The organism is Compostibacillus humi (assembly GCF_014637175.1).
Lineage (GTDB): Bacteria > Bacillota > Bacilli > Bacillales > Amphibacillaceae > Oceanobacillus > Oceanobacillus humi.
Map to the genome: position 1 here is coordinate 73658 of NZ_BMEV01000003.1, position 19839 is coordinate 93496.

17 protein-coding genes are annotated in these 19839 nt (G+C 42.4%); 4 read left to right on the forward strand and 13 right to left on the reverse strand.

The features are described 5' to 3' along the window. Positions 1 to 11 precede the first annotated feature (11 nt). Positions 12 to 1382 carry an aldehyde dehydrogenase gene (locus IEV18_RS01445; RefSeq protein WP_188390587.1) on the forward strand — a complete coding sequence of 457 codons (1371 nt, stop codon included), beginning with the start codon at positions 12 to 14 and terminating at the stop codon, positions 1380 to 1382. A gap of 125 nt (positions 1383 to 1507) precedes the next feature. Here the strand turns inward: IEV18_RS01445 and IEV18_RS01450 are convergent, their stop codons facing one another. The 5 genes from IEV18_RS01450 to IEV18_RS01470 form a co-directional block, all read right to left on the reverse strand. Beyond that, positions 1508 to 2758, reverse strand: coding sequence for a DNA polymerase IV (locus tag IEV18_RS01450; RefSeq protein ID WP_188390588.1), 1251 nt, complete (start codon positions 2756 to 2758; stop codon positions 1508 to 1510). 63 nt (positions 2759 to 2821) lie between these two features. After that, complete coding sequence (locus IEV18_RS01455) at positions 2822 to 3955, reverse strand: M20/M25/M40 family metallo-hydrolase (RefSeq protein WP_188390589.1); 1134 nt, start codon at positions 3953 to 3955, stop codon at positions 2822 to 2824. A gap of 24 nt (positions 3956 to 3979) precedes the next feature. Beyond that, positions 3980 to 5530 carry an acyl-CoA carboxylase subunit beta gene (locus IEV18_RS01460; protein WP_188390590.1) on the reverse strand — a complete coding sequence of 517 codons (1551 nt, stop codon included), beginning with the start codon at positions 5528 to 5530 and terminating at the stop codon, positions 3980 to 3982. Beyond that, positions 5530 to 6357: a methylmalonyl-CoA epimerase gene (gene mce / locus IEV18_RS01465; protein WP_188390591.1), complete on the reverse strand. Its 828-nt coding sequence runs from the start codon at positions 6355 to 6357 to the stop codon at positions 5530 to 5532. Before mce ends, IEV18_RS01460 begins: the two co-directional genes overlap by 1 nt. Before the next feature lie 12 nt (positions 6358 to 6369). Beyond that, positions 6370 to 7998 (reverse strand): acyl-CoA mutase large subunit family protein, encoded by a 1629-nt coding sequence (locus IEV18_RS01470; protein WP_188390592.1) that lies wholly within the window; start codon positions 7996 to 7998, stop codon positions 6370 to 6372. A gap of 129 nt (positions 7999 to 8127) precedes the next feature. Here IEV18_RS01470 and prli42 point away from each other — a divergent pair, with 129 nt between their 5' ends. Further along, positions 8128 to 8265 carry a stressosome-associated protein Prli42 gene (gene prli42, locus IEV18_RS01475; RefSeq protein ID WP_229733509.1) on the forward strand — a complete coding sequence of 46 codons (138 nt, stop codon included), beginning with the start codon at positions 8128 to 8130 and terminating at the stop codon, positions 8263 to 8265. Between the two features lie 106 nt (positions 8266 to 8371). Here prli42 and IEV18_RS01480 read toward each other — a convergent pair whose 3' ends face one another. The 7 genes from IEV18_RS01480 to IEV18_RS01510 all read right to left on the reverse strand — a co-directional run bounded on the left by IEV18_RS01480 (position 8372) and on the right by IEV18_RS01510 (position 16902). Continuing rightward, a complete protein-coding gene (locus IEV18_RS01480) occupies positions 8372 to 8803 on the reverse strand; it encodes a BrxA/BrxB family bacilliredoxin (RefSeq protein ID WP_188390593.1) in 432 nt (143 codons plus the stop codon). 96 nt (positions 8804 to 8899) lie between these two features. Continuing rightward, on the reverse strand, positions 8900 to 10129 hold the full coding sequence (locus tag IEV18_RS01485) for a dihydrolipoamide acetyltransferase family protein (RefSeq protein ID WP_188390594.1): 1230 nt from the start codon (positions 10127 to 10129) through the stop codon (positions 8900 to 8902). Between the two features lie 19 nt (positions 10130 to 10148). Further along, positions 10149 to 11132: an alpha-ketoacid dehydrogenase subunit beta gene (locus IEV18_RS01490; protein ID WP_188390595.1), complete on the reverse strand. Its 984-nt coding sequence runs from the start codon at positions 11130 to 11132 to the stop codon at positions 10149 to 10151. 12 nt (positions 11133 to 11144) lie between these two features. Continuing rightward, positions 11145 to 12134, reverse strand: coding sequence for a thiamine pyrophosphate-dependent dehydrogenase E1 component subunit alpha (locus IEV18_RS01495; protein ID WP_188390596.1), 990 nt, complete (start codon positions 12132 to 12134; stop codon positions 11145 to 11147). A gap of 21 nt (positions 12135 to 12155) precedes the next feature. Beyond that, the gene (gene lpdA / locus IEV18_RS01500) at positions 12156 to 13580 is read right to left on the reverse strand and encodes a dihydrolipoyl dehydrogenase (RefSeq protein ID WP_188390597.1); all 1425 of its coding nucleotides are present in this window, start codon (positions 13578 to 13580) and stop codon (positions 12156 to 12158) included. 26 nt (positions 13581 to 13606) lie between these two features. After that, positions 13607 to 14716 (reverse strand): Leu/Phe/Val dehydrogenase, encoded by a 1110-nt coding sequence (locus IEV18_RS01505; RefSeq protein ID WP_188390598.1) that lies wholly within the window; start codon positions 14714 to 14716, stop codon positions 13607 to 13609. 137 nt (positions 14717 to 14853) lie between these two features. Continuing rightward, complete coding sequence (locus IEV18_RS01510) at positions 14854 to 16902, reverse strand: sigma-54 interaction domain-containing protein (RefSeq protein ID WP_188390599.1); 2049 nt, start codon at positions 16900 to 16902, stop codon at positions 14854 to 14856. 142 nt (positions 16903 to 17044) lie between these two features. Between IEV18_RS01510 and IEV18_RS01515 the strand changes: the two genes are divergently transcribed. Then, positions 17045 to 17296 carry a DUF2627 domain-containing protein gene (locus IEV18_RS01515; RefSeq protein ID WP_188390600.1) on the forward strand — a complete coding sequence of 84 codons (252 nt, stop codon included), beginning with the start codon at positions 17045 to 17047 and terminating at the stop codon, positions 17294 to 17296. A 91-nt stretch (positions 17297 to 17387) separates the two neighbouring features. After that, positions 17388 to 18734 carry an aspartate kinase gene (locus tag IEV18_RS01520; protein WP_188390601.1) on the forward strand — a complete coding sequence of 449 codons (1347 nt, stop codon included), beginning with the start codon at positions 17388 to 17390 and terminating at the stop codon, positions 18732 to 18734. Positions 18735 to 18787: 53 nt separating this feature from the next. On the opposite strand, the gene spo0A is transcribed toward IEV18_RS01520, so the two are convergent. After that, complete coding sequence (gene spo0A / locus IEV18_RS01525; protein ID WP_188390602.1) at positions 18788 to 19570, reverse strand: sporulation transcription factor Spo0A; 783 nt, start codon at positions 19568 to 19570, stop codon at positions 18788 to 18790. Between the last annotated feature and the right edge of the window lie 269 nt (positions 19571 to 19839).

Genomic DNA, 19839 nt, shown 5'->3' on the forward strand with positions numbered 1-19839 from the left:
GGGGAACTTAGATGGAACAGATAGAAAAATTGGTTTCCAATCAGCGAACTTACTTTAGGCACGGTAATACAACCTCCTATGAATTTCGCAAAAAACAGCTGGAAACCTTGAAGCGAATGCTGAAAGAAAACGAGTCCAAAATTTATCGCGCATTAAAATATGATCTAAACAAACCGCGTCAAGAAGCGTATATGACAGAAATAGGCTTTCTCTATATGGAGATTGACTTTGCGTTAAAGCATTTGCGTCAATGGATGATGCCGGAGAAAGTCTCGTCACCAATTACCCATAAAGGATCAACTAGTTTGATATTAAAAGAACCATATGGCGTTGCTTTCATTATTGCTCCGTGGAATTATCCGATCCAATTATCTTTTGCACCTGCGATCGGAGCAGTTGCTGCAGGCAATTGTGTCATCATTAAGCCGTCGGAGCTGGCAGCAGCAACCTCGTCTTTAATTAAAGAACTTGTAAGCGAATATTTCGATCCATCCTATTTTACTGTCGTGGAAGGGGATGGGGAAACTACGAAACAAGTTATTGACGAACGGGTAGATTATATATTTTTTACCGGCAGCACCCGGGTTGCCAAGAAAATTATGGAAGCTGCAAGCAAACACCTAACCCCTGTCACATTGGAATGCGGTGGAAAAAGCCCTGCCATTGTTGATTCCGATGCAAATATTAACTTGGCGGCAAAACGAATCGTTTGGGGCAAGTTTACGAATGCCGGTCAGACATGTGTGGCGCCAGATTATGTCTACGTCCACGACAAAGTTAAATTTAAGTTTGTCAAAGCGATGAAACGGTATATCCGTTCCTTTTACGGAAAGGAAAATATCAGAAACACGAATTTTACAAAAATCATTAACGAAAACCATTTTGACCGGCTCGTTAGCTATTTGTCCTGCGGAACGATTTTACACGGCGGAACGTTTCGGAAAGAGGATTTATGGATGGAACCGACGATTTTGGACCGTATTACATGGGAAGATGCGGTGATGCAGGAGGAAATATTTGGACCAATTTTGCCGGTCTTAACCTTTACGCATTTAGACGACGCATTATATACGATCCGCAACAAGGAAAAACCCCTAGCTCTTTACTATTTCGGAGAGAATTCTGCCATCCAGCAGCAGGTAATTGAGTTTATGCCTTTCGGCGGCGGGGCTATTAACGATACGCTTTACCATCTGGCTAACCCTCATCTTCCTTTTGGCGGGGTAGGATCCAGCGGTTTTGGCAATTATCATGGAAAATATTCCTTCGATACTTTTAGCCATCAAAAGAGTGTCCTTAAACAAACGACGAAATTTGACATGCCGTTTCGTTATCCCGGCGGAAAAATTTCTGATTCGATTGTAAAACAAATTATGAAATAAATGCAATTTATTAATTTTATTTTACTTTTAATATTTTTGATTGATCAAAACGTTAGCATTCTATATTATGGAAGGAAACAAGCCACATGGTTCGTCATGTGGCTTGTTGTTTGGAAATGTTCAGATTATGATTGCTTATAGTCATCCAAAAAATCTTTTTGGAAGCTGGTGCGTAAATTTTTGCTTTCTTCTGTATCTGAAATCCTTTTAAAAGGGTTTTCCCCATATTTTTCTTTTAGTACTTCTATCGTTTCATACAATTTTTCCTTCTGAGCCGCTTTTTTATACGTAAATAAATTGAGCTGCTCACCGATATGCTGCCTTTCTTCCAAATCCTGCACCGTCACCCCTAATAAGCGGACAGGCTGTTTATTCCAATGTTTATAAAACAAGTCACGGGCAAGGGGAAAAATATCCTCCTTTAAATAAACATATGATTGCAATTTCATGCTCCGTGTAATCGTTTGCCGGTTATCGTAGCGAATCATGACTTGAATCGTCATTCCTGCCACTTCTTTTCTTTTCATCCGTTCTTCTACTTTCATGCACAAATCGTGCAGAAGTTTCTCAAGTATTGAAGAATCCGTTGTATCTTCCGGCAATGTCTGCGAGTTGCCAATGCTTTTAAAATCATATATGGCATCCGGGTCTACTTTTCGCGGGTCTTTTCCGTTTGCCCTATTTTTAAGCCTTTCGCCATTAATGCCAAATAAATGTTTCAGCTCATATACGTCGTGTTTTGCCAAGTCGCCAATTGTTCGTATGCCGATTGCGTGTAATTTTTGTGCAGTTTTGTTCCCTACCCCGTGCATTTTCTCTACTGGTAAAGGCCAAAGGGTGCGATGAAGTTCCCTTTTGCGCAAGACGGTAATGCCGAGCGGTTTTTTCATGTCCGATGCCATTTTAGCCAAGAATTTATTTGGCGCAATTCCGATGCTGCACGGTAAATCCAATTCGTTCAATAACCGCTTTTGGATTGATTTTGCCAGGTCAACTGCTCCTTTTGGCCAATTTGCATCCGTCACATCCATATACCCTTCATCAATAGAAACGGGCTCGATATAAGGGGTATATTCGGACAAAATCCGGAAAACTTCCTTGGATGCAGCCCGGTATCTGTCAAAATTCGGAGGAAGGATAATGAGATTCGGACAAAGCTTTTTTGCCTGCCATACCGGCATTGTTGTTTTGACTCCCTTTCCCCTCGCTTCGTAACTGCTCGTTACAATGATTCCTTTCCGTTCCTTCGGGTTGCCGGCAATGGCTACAGGCTTTCCTTTGAGCGACGGTTCATAGGCCATTTCTACCGAAGCATAAAAACAATTCATATCAATATGGAAAATAATTCGTCCTGATCCTGTTTTCTTTTTGGACATGGAAAAACACCTTCTGACGTCATGGAAAAAGTCCCTTTAAGAAAATCTTAAAGGGCTTTTCGATCAATTGTTTTTCTCTGCTACTACTCTTACAATTTCCACAAGGAATGCAGCGGTTTTTATTAAATTCGCTACGGAAATACGTTCCTTTGTCGTATGAATTTCTTCGTATCCTACCGCCAGATTAACAGTTGGAATGCCAAAGCCGGAAATAACGTTGGCGTCACTCCCGCCCCCGGATTTTAATAATTTGCTTTCATGTCCAAGTGCTTTCGCTGCCTTCACCGCAACTTGTACTACTTCATCCTTTTCACTCAAATTAAATCCAGGATACGTATATTGAACCTCGACTTCCGCTTTGCCGCCAAACTGTATTGCCGTATCTTCAAATGCTTCTTTCATACGGGCTACTTGACGGTCGATTTTTTCTTTCACCAAAGATCTTGCCTCTGCCAAGATTTCCACGTGGTCAGCAACAATATTTGTTTGCTTGCCGCCTTCAAACCGACCGATATTTGCCGTTGTGTCCTCGTCAATTCGTCCAAGGGGCATTTTCGCGATTGCTTTTGCGGCAATCTGAATGGCAGAAACCCCTTTTTCCGGCTCCAATCCGGCATGGGCTGTTTTTCCTTTAATGACTGCACGTATTTTTGCCTGTGTCGGAGCACTGACAATAATATCACCGACTTCCCCGTCGGAATCAACGGCAAATCCGTATTTCGCTTTAATTAAAGAAGGATCGAGAGCTTTTGCACCAACGAGACCGGATTCTTCACCGACAGTAATAATGAATTGGATGTCTCCATGTTCCAGCTTGTTTTCCTTCAGCACTTTAATCATTTCCAGCAATGCTGCCAGTCCAGCTTTATCGTCAGCACCAAGTATGGTTGTTCCGTCGGAAACGATATAACCGTCCTGAACGGAAGGCTTAATATTTTTTCCGGGAACGACAGTATCCATATGGGAAGTAAAATAAATTGGATCTGCGTTTGATTTGTTTCCCCGCAAGGTGCAAATTAAGTTTCCGGCGCCATGCCCCGTTTTTTCTTTTGCATTATCTTCTGTGACTTCTAATCCTAATGCAGTAAATTTCTTCTTTAATACACTGGCAATTTTTTTCTCATGCTTTGTTTCTGAATCGATTTGTACTAATTCGATAAATTCATTTAACAAACGTTCCTCATTTACGTATGACAATGTTAACACTCCAATTTTTGTAAATTATAATGGGATATTTCCGTGTTTTTTCTCCGGCCGCATCTCTTCCTTATTCTCAAGCATTTCCAATGCCTGGCATAATTTTATCCGTGTTTCCCTCGGGTCAATTACATCGTCGACCATTCCGAGGCTTGCTGCTACATACGGATTGGCAAATTTTTGCCGGTACGTTGCGATTTTTTCCTGTCTGACTTTTTCCGGCTGATCGCTTTCGGCGATTTCCTTGGCAAAAATTATATTTGCTGCACCTTCAGGCCCCATGACGGCAATCTCCGCGTTCGGCCAGGCATAAACGATATCGGCACCGATGGATTTGCTGTTGAGCGCAACGTAGGCGCCGCCATATGCTTTACGCATAATAACTGTTATTTTCGGCACTGTCGCTTCGGAATAAGCATACAAAATTTTTGCCCCATGGCGAATAATTCCGCCGTGTTCTTGCTTTACCCCCGGGAAAAAGCCGGTAACATCTTCAAAGGTAATGATCGGGATATTAAATGCATCACAAAAGCGGATAAAACGGGAAGCTTTATCGCTGGAATCAATGTCAAGCCCTCCGGCTAAATATTTCGGCTGATTGCATACGAGTCCAACGGTTCGGCCCTTTACCCTCGCAAAGCCGACGACGATATTTTTGGCAAAATGCTCGTGGATTTCGAGAAAAGTTCCGGCATCAACGATCTGTTCTATAACCATTTTCACATCGTATGGCCGGACGCCGTCAAAAGGCACGATATCGGTTAAATCCGGCCGGTAATCATCTTCATTTCCCGTGCTATTTTTAACCTCCGGGCGCTCACGGAAATTTTGCGGCAAGTAATCCAAAAGCTTCTTCACTAAATCTAACGCTTTTTCTTCGTTTTCCGCCCGGAAATGGGCATTCCCGCTCTTGGAATTATGTATATGGGCTCCGCCTAAATCTTCGGCGGAAATGTTCTCGCCGGTCACGGTTTCGATTACCTTTGGTCCGGTGATAAACATTTGTGATGTTTTCTCTACCATGATAACAAAATCTGTAATTGCCGGCGAATAAACCGCCCCGCCTGCACTTGGTCCCATGATGACCGAAATTTGGGGAATGACGCCGGAATAAATAGAATTGCGGTAAAAAACATGGCCATATCCGTCCAGGGAAGAAACTCCCTCCTGGATCCGTGCTCCGCCCGAATCATTAAGCCCGATAAATGGTACCCCGTTTTTCGCCGCCAAGTCCATAACCGCTGCGATTTTCTTGCCATGCATTTCCCCAAGTGCCCCGCCGAGAACGGTAAAATCCTGGGCAAAGAGATAAACGGGACGGCCATTTATTTTTCCGAAGCCGGTAACGACCCCTTCCCCTTTTCCTTTATGTTTTTCCATGCCAAAATCCGTGGCCCTTGTTTCGATAAAAGGGTTTAATTCCACAAAGGATCCTTCATCAAGCAAGTAATCAATCCGTTCCCTTGCCGTCATTTTTCCTTTTTCATGCTGTTTTTGAATCCGTTCATCCCCGCCGCCAAGCTCTACTTGTCTGCGTTTATCATATAGTTCATTAATTTTCTCATAAATATCCATTACCCTTCCTCCTCCGTCCGCTGCTGGCACAGTTCAAATAATACCTTACCTGTTGAATTCGGATGGATAAAGGCAATTTGGCTATCGTTCGCCCCCTGTTTCGGCTGTTCGTGAATAAAAGTAATGCCATGTTTTTTCATATAATTTATTCTTGCTTTGATATCGTCCACATCTAAGGCGATGTGGTGAATTCCTTCTCCTCTTGTGTCAAGAAATTTTTGAATCGGGGACTGTTCATGGATTGGTTCCAGCAGCTCAAACCGGGTTTCACCAATTTTTATAAAAGCTACCTTTACACCTTCATCAGCAACTTCTTCTACCCCTTCCAGCTGCAGTCCAAATCCGTCGGTATACAGGCTTAATGCCTGATCAATCGATTTAACAGCAATGCCGATGTGAGAAATTTTTTTTGGAGGAGTAAGGGTTTTTTCTTTCGGGTCAATCAGCTGCTGAATGTACTCTGCCAAGGCTTCGGTCGATGATCCGCTCGTGAAAATCTTTTTAATCCCCTTTTCCATTAAATATGGAATATCTTCGCTTGGAATAATGCCGCCGCCGATAACGGGAATATCCCCTGCCCCCCGTTTTTTTAGTTCTTCCACTACTTTCGGAAAAAGGGTACGATGAGCTCCAGAAAGGGAAGACAAACCAATGACATCAACATCCTCTTGGATGGCACTCGTTGCAATTTGCAACGGCGTTTGCCTTAAACCGGTATAAATAACTTCCATTCCGTGGTCTCTTAGCGCCTGGGAAATGACCAATGCCCCCCGGTCGTGTCCGTCCAGCCCTGGTTTTGCAATCAGTACTCGAATTTTTTTTCCCATTATAATCCCCCTTTAAACCCCTGTGTATTCGCCAAATTCTTCCCGTAAAACATTACAAATCTCCCCTACGGAAGCATACGCTTTAACTGCATCCAAAATATATGGTATCAGGTTCTCCCTTTCGTCTTTTGCCATTTCTTTCAATACTCTCAGCCTTTTTTCCACTAAATCGTTATCCCGTTTCTCTTTTACTCTTTTTAGTGAAGCAATTTGTCCTTTTTCCAGAGATTCGTCTACCTTTAACAGCTCCGGTTCTGCATCTTCTTCCATTGTGAACTGATTGAGTCCGACAATAATTTCTTCATTTCTTTCAATTTGCTTCTGAATCTCATACGCATTTTGCTGGATTTCCCGCTGCATATACCCGGCCTCAATTGCTTGGACAGCACCGCCCAGTTCTTGAATATGCTCTAAATACTTCTCAACTTTTGCTTCTATTTCGTCTGTTAACGCTTCCACATAATAGGACCCGCCAAGAGGATCCACTGTGTCAGCTACCCCGCTTTCATAGGCAATAATCTGCTGTGTCCGCAAAGCAATCCGGGCTGATTCTTCCGTAGGCAAAGACAATGCCTCATCCCGGGAATTCGTGTGCAAGCTTTGTGTTCCCCCTAATACGGCTGCCAATGCTTGTAATGTGACACGGACAATATTGTTATCCGGCTGCTGGGCAGTTAGTGTGGAACCGCCAGTTTGGGTATGAAAACGCAATTTCCAGCTTTTCGGATTTTTTGCCTTGTAATGCTCTTTCATAATTTTTGCCCAAATTCGCCGGGCAGCGCGAAACTTCGCAATCTCCTCAAAGAAATTGTTATGAGCATTAAAAAAGAAGGCTAATCTCGGCGCAAAATCGTCCACATTCAAACCGGATTCAATGGCAGCATCAACATAACTCATCCCATTTGCAATCGTAAAGGCGACTTCTTGCACTGCATTCGAGCCTGCTTCACGAATGTGATAACCGGAAATACTAATCGTATTAAATTTAGGCAAATATTGATGGCAAAACGCGAAAATATTTGTGATAAGCCGCATGGATGGTTTTGGCGGGAAAATATATGTTCCCCTGGCGATATATTCTTTTAAAATATCGTTTTGAATCGTACCTGTCAGTTTTTCCAAAGGAACTCCCTGCTTTTCGCCGACAGCGATATACATGCATAATAAAACGGCTGCCGGGGCATTGATGGTCATGGAAGTACTGACTTTGTCGAGGGGAATGTGATCAAACAAGATTTCCATATCTTCCAGCGTATCGATGGCTACACCGACTTTGCCCACTTCCCCTTCAGCCATCGGGTCGTCTGAATCATAGCCAATTTGTGTTGGCAGGTCAAAAGCAACCGAAAGTCCGGTTTGCCCCTGTTCCAGCAAATAGCGAAAACGTTTATTCGTTTCTTTTGCCGAGCCGAATCCTGCATACTGCCGCATTGTCCAAAACCGGCTGCGATACATTGTCGGCTGGATTCCCCGTGTGAACGGATATTCACCAGGCAGGGTGCTCTCTTCCATTCCGTATACTCGTTCTACTTCTATGTCCGAAGACGTGGTAAAACGCTCTTTTCGTTCAGGAAAACGCTCTATTATTTCATTCACTTTGTCTTTCCAGCGTTCGATCTCTAATTTTCTTTCTTCATCCATAACATTACCCCCAAAAATTTAGAAAACTTCCCCTTTTACTTCTATTTTCAATTATTTTTTTATCCTTGTCCACATTAAATTTTCCAGTTACAATGTAAATAAGTACGTTTTGTTGAAGGAGGACTTACAGTGGCATCACAAGGAAAGGGAATTGCTCCGAAAAGAAAATCGAAACGGCAGCGCAGACAAAAAATCATTGTGTTTATTATGATTATCGCCATGCTGTTATCTACAATTACAGCTGGATTAGCATTATTTGCATTTTAAATTACGAAACCGATGTCATTCAGAATACACGCTGAGTGACATTTTTGTTTTATGGTATTTTTTCATAAAGGAAGGCTGACCCAAAAGATGAGACAGCCTTCACTCCTTAAATTTCTTCACAATATTTATCAAATAATTGTTGCAGTTTATTCGTTACTTCCATTGCTGAAAATCCTTCAATATCATGTCGTTCAATCATGGAAAGGATTTTTCCGTCTTTTAATAATGCAAAGGAAGGAGATGACGGCGGATAGCCTTCGAAATATTCCCTTGCCCTCTCTGTTGCTTCCCGGTCTTGTCCGGCAAATACGGTTACTAAATGGTCTGGCCGCTTATCATAATGAATGGCATTGGCAGCTGCTGGGCGAGCTACCCCGCCGGCACATCCGCAGGTGGAATTGATCATGACTAACGTTGTGCCTTCCCGTTTTAGCGCTTCATCCACCTCTTCCGGAGTGCGCAATTCTTCATATCCTGCTTCCACTATATCTTGACGGGCAGCATCAACAACATCTTTCATAAATAAATTAAAATCCATACAGACACCCCTTAAGTATCAATATTTTGCTTTCTTAAAGGATAGCAAGATATGAAAGGAATGGCAAATAAATCGCATTATGACAACAATTGGAAATTAATAAACGGAAATATTTCTGTCCATCCCCTCTAATATTTCCTTCACCCGTTTCATAAATCTGCCGCAAATCAGGCCGTCCAAAATACGATGGTCTAAGGATAAACATAAATTAACGATGTCTCTGGCAGCAAACATGCCATCAATAATGACCGGGCGCTTTACAATCGCTTCCACTTGCAAAATAGCCGCCTGCGGATAGTTGATAATGCCCATCGACTGCACCGATCCGAATGTTCCAGTATTGTTGACGGTAAACGTCCCCCCGGAAATATCTTCATTCGTCAGTCGATTCGTCCTTACCTTTTCCGCCAGTTCTTCGATTTTCCTGGCAATTCCCTTTATCGATAATTCATCTGCCCGATGGATGACCGGAACGTACAATTCATTTTCCTTGGCTACGGCAATGGATATATTAATATCTTTATGCTGGACAATCGTATCCCCTTGCCAAGTGCTGTTCAGCTCTGGAAATTCTTTTAATGCTGTCGCAACGGCTTTAACAAAGAAGGCAAAATACGTTAAAGAAATCCCTTCTTTTTGCTTGAACTCCTCTTTTATTTCATTGCGGTAATTTACTAACTCGGTAACGTCTGCTTCTACCATCATCCAAGCATGAGGAATTTCCTGTTTCGACTTGACCATATTTTGGGCAATTGCTTTCCGGATTCCTGTTACTGGAATCTCGACATCGCCAGCGCGCATCGGTATTTCTTTACTTTTCGGCTGTGTCTTCGATACTTCCGGTGCTGCCGCTTTTTCTGTTTCCTGCACCCCTGCTTGTCTTTGCTGAATGATTTTTTCGATATCCTTTCTGGTAATTCTGCCGCCCCTTCCCGTTCCAGATACGGTTTCTAAATTAATATCGTGTTCCTGGGCCAGCCTTAAAACAGCAGGAGAATATCTTTTCTTCATCGATGGTTGTTCAGTATTCGGCGTATTCACTTCTGCCTTTGTCTCTTGCTTTTCTGTATCTTCAGTTTTCACTTCTTCCGTTTCAATTTCACAAAGGATTGCGCCAACGGGTACGGTGTCCCCTTCCTGGGCTGAGATCTTTATAATCGTTCCGGAAAAGGAAGAAGGAACTTCCGCATTCACTTTGTCGGTTAACACTTCAACGATCGGATCGTATTTGTCAACACGGTCCCCCTCTTTTACGAGCCATGCCGTTATTGTCCCTTCGGTAACACTTTCCCCGAGCTGGGGCATTGTAATTTTTTCCTTAGCCAATGTACAGCCCTCCTTCTGATTAAAACTCCGCTAAGTCACGCATCGCTTTTTCACATTTATCCGGGTTAATCATAAAAAATTTCTCCATCGTCGGCGCATACGGCATTGCTGGCACATCCGGCCCGGCAAGCCTTTGAATCGGCGCGTCTAAGTCAAATAGGCAATGCTCGGCAATAATTGCTGCTACCTCGCTTAAAATGCTTCCTTCCTTATTGTCTTCCGTAATAAGGAGAACTTTTCCGGTTTTTCGTGCCGCTTCAATAATTGCCTCTTGATCCAGCGGATACACCGTTCTTAAATCCAAAATATGAACGTCGATTCCTTCCTGGGCTAATTTTTCAGCTGCCTGTAATGCAAAATGAACACACAAACCGTACGTAATAACCGTAATATCTGACCCTTCCCGCTTCACATCTGCTTTTCCAATCGGAATCGTATAATCTTCGTCAGGAACTTCCTCTTTTAATAGCCGATATGCCCGTTTATGCTCGAAAAATAATACGGGATCGTTATCACGGATTGCAGACTTCAGTAGCCCTTTTACATCGTAAGGCGTAGAAGGCATTACAATTTTCAATCCCGGCTGATTGGCAAAGATCGCTTCGACCGACTGCGAGTGATACAATGCTCCATGAACCCCGCCGCCGTATGGCGCACGAATCGTAATCGGGACATTCCAATCATTGTTAGAGCGATAACGAATACGGGCAGCCTCCGACAATATCTGGTTGACTGCCGGGAGAATAAAATCGGCAAATTGCATCTCAGCAACCGGACGCATTCCATACATGGCAGCCCCTATCCCTACTCCGGCAATGGCTGATTCGGAAAGGGGAGTGTCCAATACCCGGTATTCTCCGAACTCATCGTAAAGACCTTCGGTGGCACGGAAAACACCGCCTTTTTTTCCCACGTCTTCCCCTAAAATAAATACTTTTTCATCCCGCAGCATCTCTTCCCGCAATGCGGCAGTAACAGCTTGGATATATGACATGACAGGCATAAAGTTCCCTCCCTATTCCTCGTAAACAAATTTTAGTGCATCTTCGGGTTTGGCATACGGAGCTTTTTCAGCATAATCCGTCGCTTTATTCACTTCCGTGTCGATTTCTTTCGTTAGATTATCTAAGGTTTCCTCCGTCATAACCCCGGATTCCAATAAATATTGTTTAAAGGAAACGATGGCATCATTTTTCTTTGCTTCCGCTACTTCTTCCTTCATACGGTATTTATCATCGTCATCACTGGAATGGGCAGTCAATCGGTATGTAACTGCTTCAATTAATGACGGACCGTCCCCGCGTATCGCTCTTTCCCTTGCTTCCTTCACCGCCTGATACACTTCCAGCGGGTCGTTCCCGTTTACGGTAACACCTTCCATTCCGTAGCTTTTCGCCCGGATCGAAATATTGCTGCTTGCCACTTGTTTATCGTACGGAACGGATATGGCGTATCGGTTGTTTTCCACCATTGTAATGACAGGCAATTGATGGACTCCGGCAAAATTTAGACCTTCGTGAAAGTCACCCTGGTTTGTGGAACCTTCACCTAGCGTAACAAAGGACACAAAATCTTTCTTTTCCATTTTCGCTGCCAATGCTACACCGACAGCGTGGGGAACTTGAGTTGCTACCGGTGAGGAACCGGTAAGGATACGGTTCTTTTTCTGGCCAAAATGGCCCGGCATTTGTCTTCCGCCGGAGTTCGGATCTTCTGCTTTGGCAAATGCAGACAACATAAGTTCGGTTGCAGTCATGCCAAACGTAAGGACGACTCCGATATCTCGATAATACGGTGCAATGTAGTCTTTTGTCCGGTCTAAAGCAAAAGCTGCACCAACTTGCGCTGCTTCTTGTCCTTGACCGGAGATGACGAAAGGGATTTTGCCAGCACGATTTAATAGCCACATTCTTTCATCGATTTTCCGTGCCAACAGCATCGTCTTAAACATTTCAATGACTTCCGTATCAGTTAACCCTAATGCTTCATGGCGTTTTACAGACATACATTTCCTCCTCCTTTACCGCTAACCGTGAATTTGATTTCCATCTACACTCATGGCAGCTTCTCCGATGATTTCTGCCAAAGTAGGGTGGGCATGGACGGTTTTTGATATCTCCCACGGCGTTGCGTCTAATAATTTTGCTAAACTTGCCTCCGAAATGAGCTCGGTCACATTCGGTCCCACCATGTGAATGCCGACTATATCATCATTTATTTTATTGGCAATAATTTTTACGAAACCTTCCGTATCACCATGAACGTGGGCCTTGCCAATGGCTTGAAAAGGAAATTTTCCGACCTTTACTTCCATTCCCCTCTCCTTCGCTTCCTTCTCCGAAAGGCCAATGGATGCAACTTCCGGATCGGTATAAATACATGATGGTATATTTTCATAGGAAAGAGATTCAGGGGTCAAATTATTCATATGTTCTACAGCAATAATTCCTTCATGGCTGGCTGCATGGGCGAGCTGCAATCCGCCGATACAGTCACCGATAGCATATATGTGGGATTCTTTCGTCTGATAAAATTCACTCGTGCGTATATAGCCATTTTCAAGCTCGATGTCTGTATTTTCCAGTCCGATATTTTCCGTATTCGGTGACCGGCCGACTGCCAACAAAATCTTTTCCGCCTGAAACATTTTCCTTTCTCCGTCTTTCAGCTCGGCAGTGATTTCCATCCGTCCGGATGAACTGCTCGCATCGGGCAACACTTTTGCTCCGGTGACGATTTCGATGCCCTTTTTCTTTAGCTGATTTGTTAATTCTTTCGCGACCGCATCGTCCATATTCGGCAATATTTGCTCCGCGTATTCCAACACGGTTACTTCCACGCCAAAATCTGCAAGTAAAGATGCCCATTCCACACCGATCACCCCGCCGCCAATAATAAGAACAGAGGAAGGCAAATTATCCCATTCTAAAGAATGGTCAGAGGTGACAATATTGACCCCGTCCGGTACCAATCCGGGAAGGGCGCTTGGCCGAGATCCGGTGGCGATAAGCACATATTTAGGTACGAGCATTGTATTTTCCCTTCCATCCTCGTATTCAACAGAAATCGTTCCTGATAATGGAGAAAAAATGCTCGGGCCTAAAATGCGGCCAAACCCATGATATAGATCAATCTTCCATTTTTTCATTAAGGATTTTACGCCTTGATGCAGCGTATTCACGATATTTTCCTTCCTTTTTTGGACTTGAGCGAAGTCCAGGCGGAAGTTTTCGATTTCCACTCCATATTGCTGGGAATTTTTCATTAAACGATACACTTCGGCACTGCGCAACAATGCTTTTGACGGGATACAACCCCGGTGCAAACACGTTCCCCCAAGCTTCTCTTTTTCTACGATTGCCACTTTCATTCCCAGCTGGGATGCCCGGATTGCTGCAACGTAACCGCCAGTCCCTCCGCCAAGTACTACTAAATCATATTCTTCAGCCATATTTGCTTAACTCCCTTCCTCCGCGGTTATGAACGAGATAATCGGTTCGTTAGCGTATGATGTGCGTTTAATAAAAATGGCTGCCTCGATTTTCGGATCGATTCAATCCGTTCCTCTGCCATTTTATCGGCAGCTTCATGGGGCGGGATGTTATTCCGTTTAGAAATATCGAAAATTTTAGTTAAATTTTTGTAGATAACTTCTACTTTTTTCATGACCCTTGCTCGGTTATACCCTTCCAGCTCGTCGGCAACGTTGATTACACCGCCGGCATTAATGATGTAATCTGGCGCGTAAACAACTCCCTTTTCATATAATCGTACTCCGTGATAGTCGGATTTCAGCTGGTTGTTGGCGGAACCGGCAATCACCTTTGCCTTGATCCGAGGTATCGTTTCATCATTAATTGTAGCACCTAACGCACACGGCGAATATATATCACATTCGACATCGTATATGTCATTTGGATCCACTGCTTTGGCTCCAAAATTATCAACCGCTCTTTGAACAGCTTCCTTGTTAATATCAGTTACAATCAGATTCGCACCTTCTTGATACAAGTGCTCACAAAGCCCATAGGCAACGCTGCCTACTCCTTGAACCGCAACAGTTTTTCCAGTGAGAGAGTCGGATCCGAAGGCTTCTTTTGCTGCTGCTTTCATACCTAAATATACCCCATAAGCCGTTACTGGAGAAGGATTGCCGCTTGAACCTTCATAGGTGGATGAAATTCCTGTCACAAAATTTGTCTCCTGATGGATAATATCCATATCCTCTTCCGTCGTCCCTACATCTTCCGCCGTAATATAACGTCCGTTTAAACTGTGGACGAAACGCCCGAAGGCACGGAATAACTCCTCACTTTTATCCCTTTTCGGATCTCCGATAATCACTGCTTTTCCTCCGCCTAAATTTAAACCGGCAGCAGCATTTTTATACGTCATTCCTTTTGCCAGGCGGAGAACATCCACAATGGCTTCCTCTTCTGAGGCATAGGTCCACATCCTCGCTCCCCCGAGGGCCGGGCCCAGCGTTGTATCATGAATCGCAATAATTGCCTTTAAGCCTGAATTTTTATCCTGGCAAAAGACAAGTTGTTCATAGTTATCTTTCTCCATATATCCAAATATTTCCATCTTTATCCCCCTTTTATTTTATCCTCCATTAAAATATAAGCAAAATACATGCCAACTATCAAATATTGTAAGCGCTTTATTTTACATTTTTATGACTGTGCAACTTTTTGCATATATGCATCGTTTTGCAGGCAAATTTATACAAGATGATACTTTTCCAGCTTATAGTACAAATTTCGAATCGAAATATTCAATTCCTTTGCCGTTTGAGTTTTATTACGACCATGCTTCAAGTACATCATTTGAATATAATCCCGTTCAAATTGTTCGGTTGCTTCTTTCAGCGACCGGGCTTCCCGTGTTTGAAGCATGGCTGCTGAATGTCCGTTTTGGGAAATTTCTAAATTCGGGATATGTTCCCTCTGGATTATTTCTTCATTCATATCCATATAAATCATTGTCCGGCCAATAATATTTTCTAATTCCCTTACATTTCCTGGCCAATCATATTGTTTTAAAACATGCAGTGCATCGTCTGATATTCCTCTTACATTGCGGCCGTAGTCCTGGTTGATTTTTAAGATAATATGATTTACAAGCAAAGGCAGGTCTTCCATCCTCTCCTTCAGCGGCGGAATATAAATAGGAAGTCTTGTTAAGCGGTAATATAAATCTTTACGAAAGGAATGGTTTTCTATCGCTTTTTCCAAATTTACATTCGTCGCTGCGATGATTCTGACGTCTATCGAAATTGGTTTAGTTCCTCCGACCCGGACAATTTCATTTTCCTGCAGTACCCTTAATAATTTTGCCTGCATACTTAATGACAATTCGCCGATTTCATCTAAAAATATACTGCCCAGGTTAGCCTCTTCAAACAATCCTTTCTTGCCGCCATGTTTAGCTCCGGAAAAGGCTCCTTCTTCATAGCCGAATAGTTCACTCTCTAAAATAGATTCTGCAATTGCTGCACAATTAACCCGGATAAATTTATTATTTTTCCGGTCGCTTTCATTGTGTATAGCATGGGCAAAAAGTTCTTTTCCTGTTCCCGAATCCCCGCGGAGCAAGACGGTTGCCGGAGTTTTTGCTCCTATCTTTGCCTGATCCAATGCTAATTTCATTTGCGGAGAATTACCGATTATATCATCGAAAGTATATTTCGCCTGCAAGTTGCGAATAATCTGTCTTGCCCTTTGTAATTCGGAAGTCAGAGCTTTAATTTCCGAGACATCATGAATAACGCCAACACTTCCTTTTACTTTTCCGTTGACAATAACAGGGGCGACATTAACGACGACATCCTTTCTTTTTGGACCAACTTTCATCCGGACACCGCGGAACGTTTTTTTCGTTTGCAGCACTTTGAAATGCATGCTCTCCCCTTCAGAAATATCAGCAGTTGCCGGTTTTCCGATAACATCCTTTTCCGTTAATCCGGTAATCCGCGTATAGGCAGGATTTATCATCAGCCCGTTTCCATTTTCATCCACCACTGAAATTGCTTCATTGGAGGACATGATAATCGCTTCCAGCATCGTTTTAATTTCTGTTAAATCAGTATTTTCTTCAGCAAGCTTGATAACTTCTGTTATATCTTTAAATACTGCTATCGCTCCGATTAGTTCATTTTCCTGATTAATTACCGGAATTCTAGTCGTTACAATTTGTTTGCCGTTTTCCAGGACGAATTTTTGGTTAATTTCTTTTTTGTGGGATTCAAGGACATTTGTCAGTCGGCTGTTTTTAATAATTTTTTTAATGTGTTGTCCGATAAATTGTTCTTTCGGACAGCCGATAATATCGGTAGCGCTCTCGTTTACAAATTGAACAATTCCGTTCCGATCAACGATGATCATTCCATCCCGGATATGTTTCATCATTAATTCCTGATTTTTCATTTGCAGCGTCAGCTCGTCTAATAGCGCTTCTTTTTCTTCAAACAATTCATAAATAATATAGGCGACCGATCCGGGAATGACAATTGTCCGCTCATTCTTTTGCTTCAAAATCGAATTCAGAACGGTATCGTCACCAGTCGTTTCGATAATTATGTCTAAATCGTTATGTAACCAGCGGGTCCAATTATTGTCCGTCGGAATATGTAGCCTGCGGGCAAGAAGGATACCAGGAGCATCGTCTTTCTTATCGATAACAGCTGCAATTTTCAAACTTTTTGTTTCCTGAATAATGTTAATTAGGCTTGTACCGCCCCTGCCGGCGCCAATAATTAACACACTTTTCATCCGCACCCCCCTTTCGTAAGATTGCAAACTTTTGCACACTTTTATCATACGTAATTATGCGATATATCGCAAAGGTATTCTTTTCGATTTGTCCATATTTTTGATATACTTTTCTTATCAACAACTTTGAGGAGAATTTTCGATGCGAATAATTGCATTACTTGTTTTATTAATTCCTGGCATCCTCGCTGTCTTTGGAATAAAGATCATGCGGGATTCCCTGTTTGCGGAATATTATCCGATATTCTTTAATCCGGGTTTACAATTTTTCGCCGGGCTTATCCTCTTTGTTGGCGGAACCCTTTTTATCGGCGGGTTTATCGTCTATCGGGACCGGAAAAATAAATATAATGCAATTCCTGAACAACCTGAGGATACAAGAAAAGATGGGTAGAACCCATCTTTTTTTCATTTTTCCGTACAATTATTTATTGATTATGATATGATATAAAAATATAAGTTTACCGATGTTTAGGGGGATTCTTATGAAAGTAGCAAAATTTGGAGGAAGTTCCGTAGCAAATGGTACACAGATTAAAAAAGTTGCCGAGATTATTAAGCAGGATCAAAAAAGAAAATTTGTTGTTGTTTCCGCCCCTGGTAAACGGTACGCAGATGATGTAAAGATTACCGATTTACTCATTGCGATGGGGGAAACTTATATTAAGGGCGAACAATATGAAGGATATTACGCCGATGTGTTAGCTCGGTTTAAGGAAATTATCAATGAACTTGAATTAGATCTTGCTTTATACGCAGAAATTGAAAAATCAATTAAAACCGTGCTGACAGAGGACCTCCCTGACGGGATGAAATTAGACCGGATTAAAGCGCTTGGGGAAGATAACTCCGCAAAAATTGTCTCGAGCTACTTATGTAAAATCGGTTTAAATGCACGGTATATAAATCCGAAGGAAGCAGGAATAATTGTCAGCGATGACCCGGGCAATGCGCAAATATTGCCGGAAAGCTTCGACAAAATTTATCAGTTGCGGGATGTTGATGGCATCCTTGTTATCCCTGGCTTCTTCGGATATACGAAAGAAGGAAAATTGGTCACTTTTTCCCGGGGCGGCTCTGATATTACAGGAGCGATTATTGCTGCTGGCGTAAAAGCAGAAATGTATGAAAACTTCACCGATGTAAACTCTGTATATACTGTGAATCCTGCGATTGTAAATAATCCAAAAGAAATTTCCGTATTGACGTATCGGGAGATGCGCGAGCTTTCCTATGCCGGATTTTCAGTTTTCCATGACGAAGCACTTATTCCTGCAATTAAAGAAAAAATACCGATTTGCATCAAAAATACAAACAACCCGAAAGCAAAGGGTACCTTCGTTGTTGCCGAAAGGGAACTGGACGATCATGTTGTTTCCGGTATCGCCAGTGATTCAGGTTTTGTCATTATTTATGTCAGCAAATATTTAATGAACCGGGAAATTGGTTTTGGCCGAAAATTGTTGCAAATTTTGGAAGATGAACGCATTTCCTTTGAACATGCCCCGTCCGGTATCGACGACATGTCCGTTATCATCCGGGAACGAAACTTGCCTCCAGAAAAGGAAGAAATCGTATTACGGCGAATTAAAGAAGAGCTTCACCCAGACACGGTCAGCTTGCAAAGAGGCATTGCTCTAATCATGGTTGTCGGTGAAGGGCTCGTCAATACAATTGGAGTTGCGAAACAGGCGGTTAGTGCTATTTCCAATGCAAAGATTAACATTGAAATGATTAATCAAGGTTCATCAGAAGTTTCTATGATGTTCGGCATTAAAGAAGAAGATTTAGAGCCCGCTGTCCGTTCATTATATCAGTCATTTTTTGAATAACAAGAAATAATCCGAATACGGAAAGTATTCGGATTATTTTATGTGTTTTTTAACTAACTTGCTTTATGTTCCAGGCGAAGACGGTCCGCGACCATCGCAATAAATTCAGAATTTGTCGGTTTTGCCTTCGTAATATTGATGGTATAACCAAACAATGCCGAAATCGATTCAATATTTCCTCTGCTCCAGGCCACTTCAATGGCGTGGCGGATAGCCCGTTCCACCCGGGAAGGAGTAGTATTAAATTTTTTTGCAATCTCCGGATATAAAACTTTTGTAACCGACCCGAGCAATTCAATATCATGGTAAACCATCGTAATGGCTTCCCGTAAATACATATAGCCTTTGATATGGGCAGGCACGCCTATTTCATGAATAATGTTGGTAATGCTCGATTCCAAATCAACTTTTTCATTTGCAAGCTGATGCTCTAAGAAATTGGAAGAGGAAGTTTGTTTAACCGGTGATTGGACTTGGCGGATCTGTTCAGCTAAATAGTCCAAGTCAAATGGTTTTAAAATAAAATAGGATGCACCGAGATTGGCGGCTTTTTTCATCACCTCATCTTGTCCAAAAGCGGTCAGCATAATGACCTTTGTCTTTTTCATGAGCTGATTCATTCGCAATGATTTTAGTACAGCCAATCCGTCTACATGGGGCATGACTATATCCAAAACCAGTACGTCTGGTGTTAGTTGATCCACCAGCTTGACACAATCTTTCCCATTATATGCTGTTCCGATAACTTCAATATCCTCCGTTTTTTCAAAGTATTCTTCCATCATGTGTATTAACTCTTTGTTATCATCCACTAAACAGACTCTAATATTTTCCAATCGATTTCCTCCTTTTAACTGACAGACTCCCTTAATCTTATTCTACAAAAATTCAGAATATCCTTTTTTTTATAGAGATTCCCCGATAATTTTTAATATTTCATCCTTTTTCCCTAGATTCAACTAAGAAATTTCTCCCAATTTCCTGTTATTTAAAATTGAGATAGGGGGAGGTGACTAACCTCCGTCCCTCTCACACCACCGTACGTACGGTTCCGTATACGGCGGTTCCAGATTATGTATGACGCAAAATTTCATATCTAGCGGAT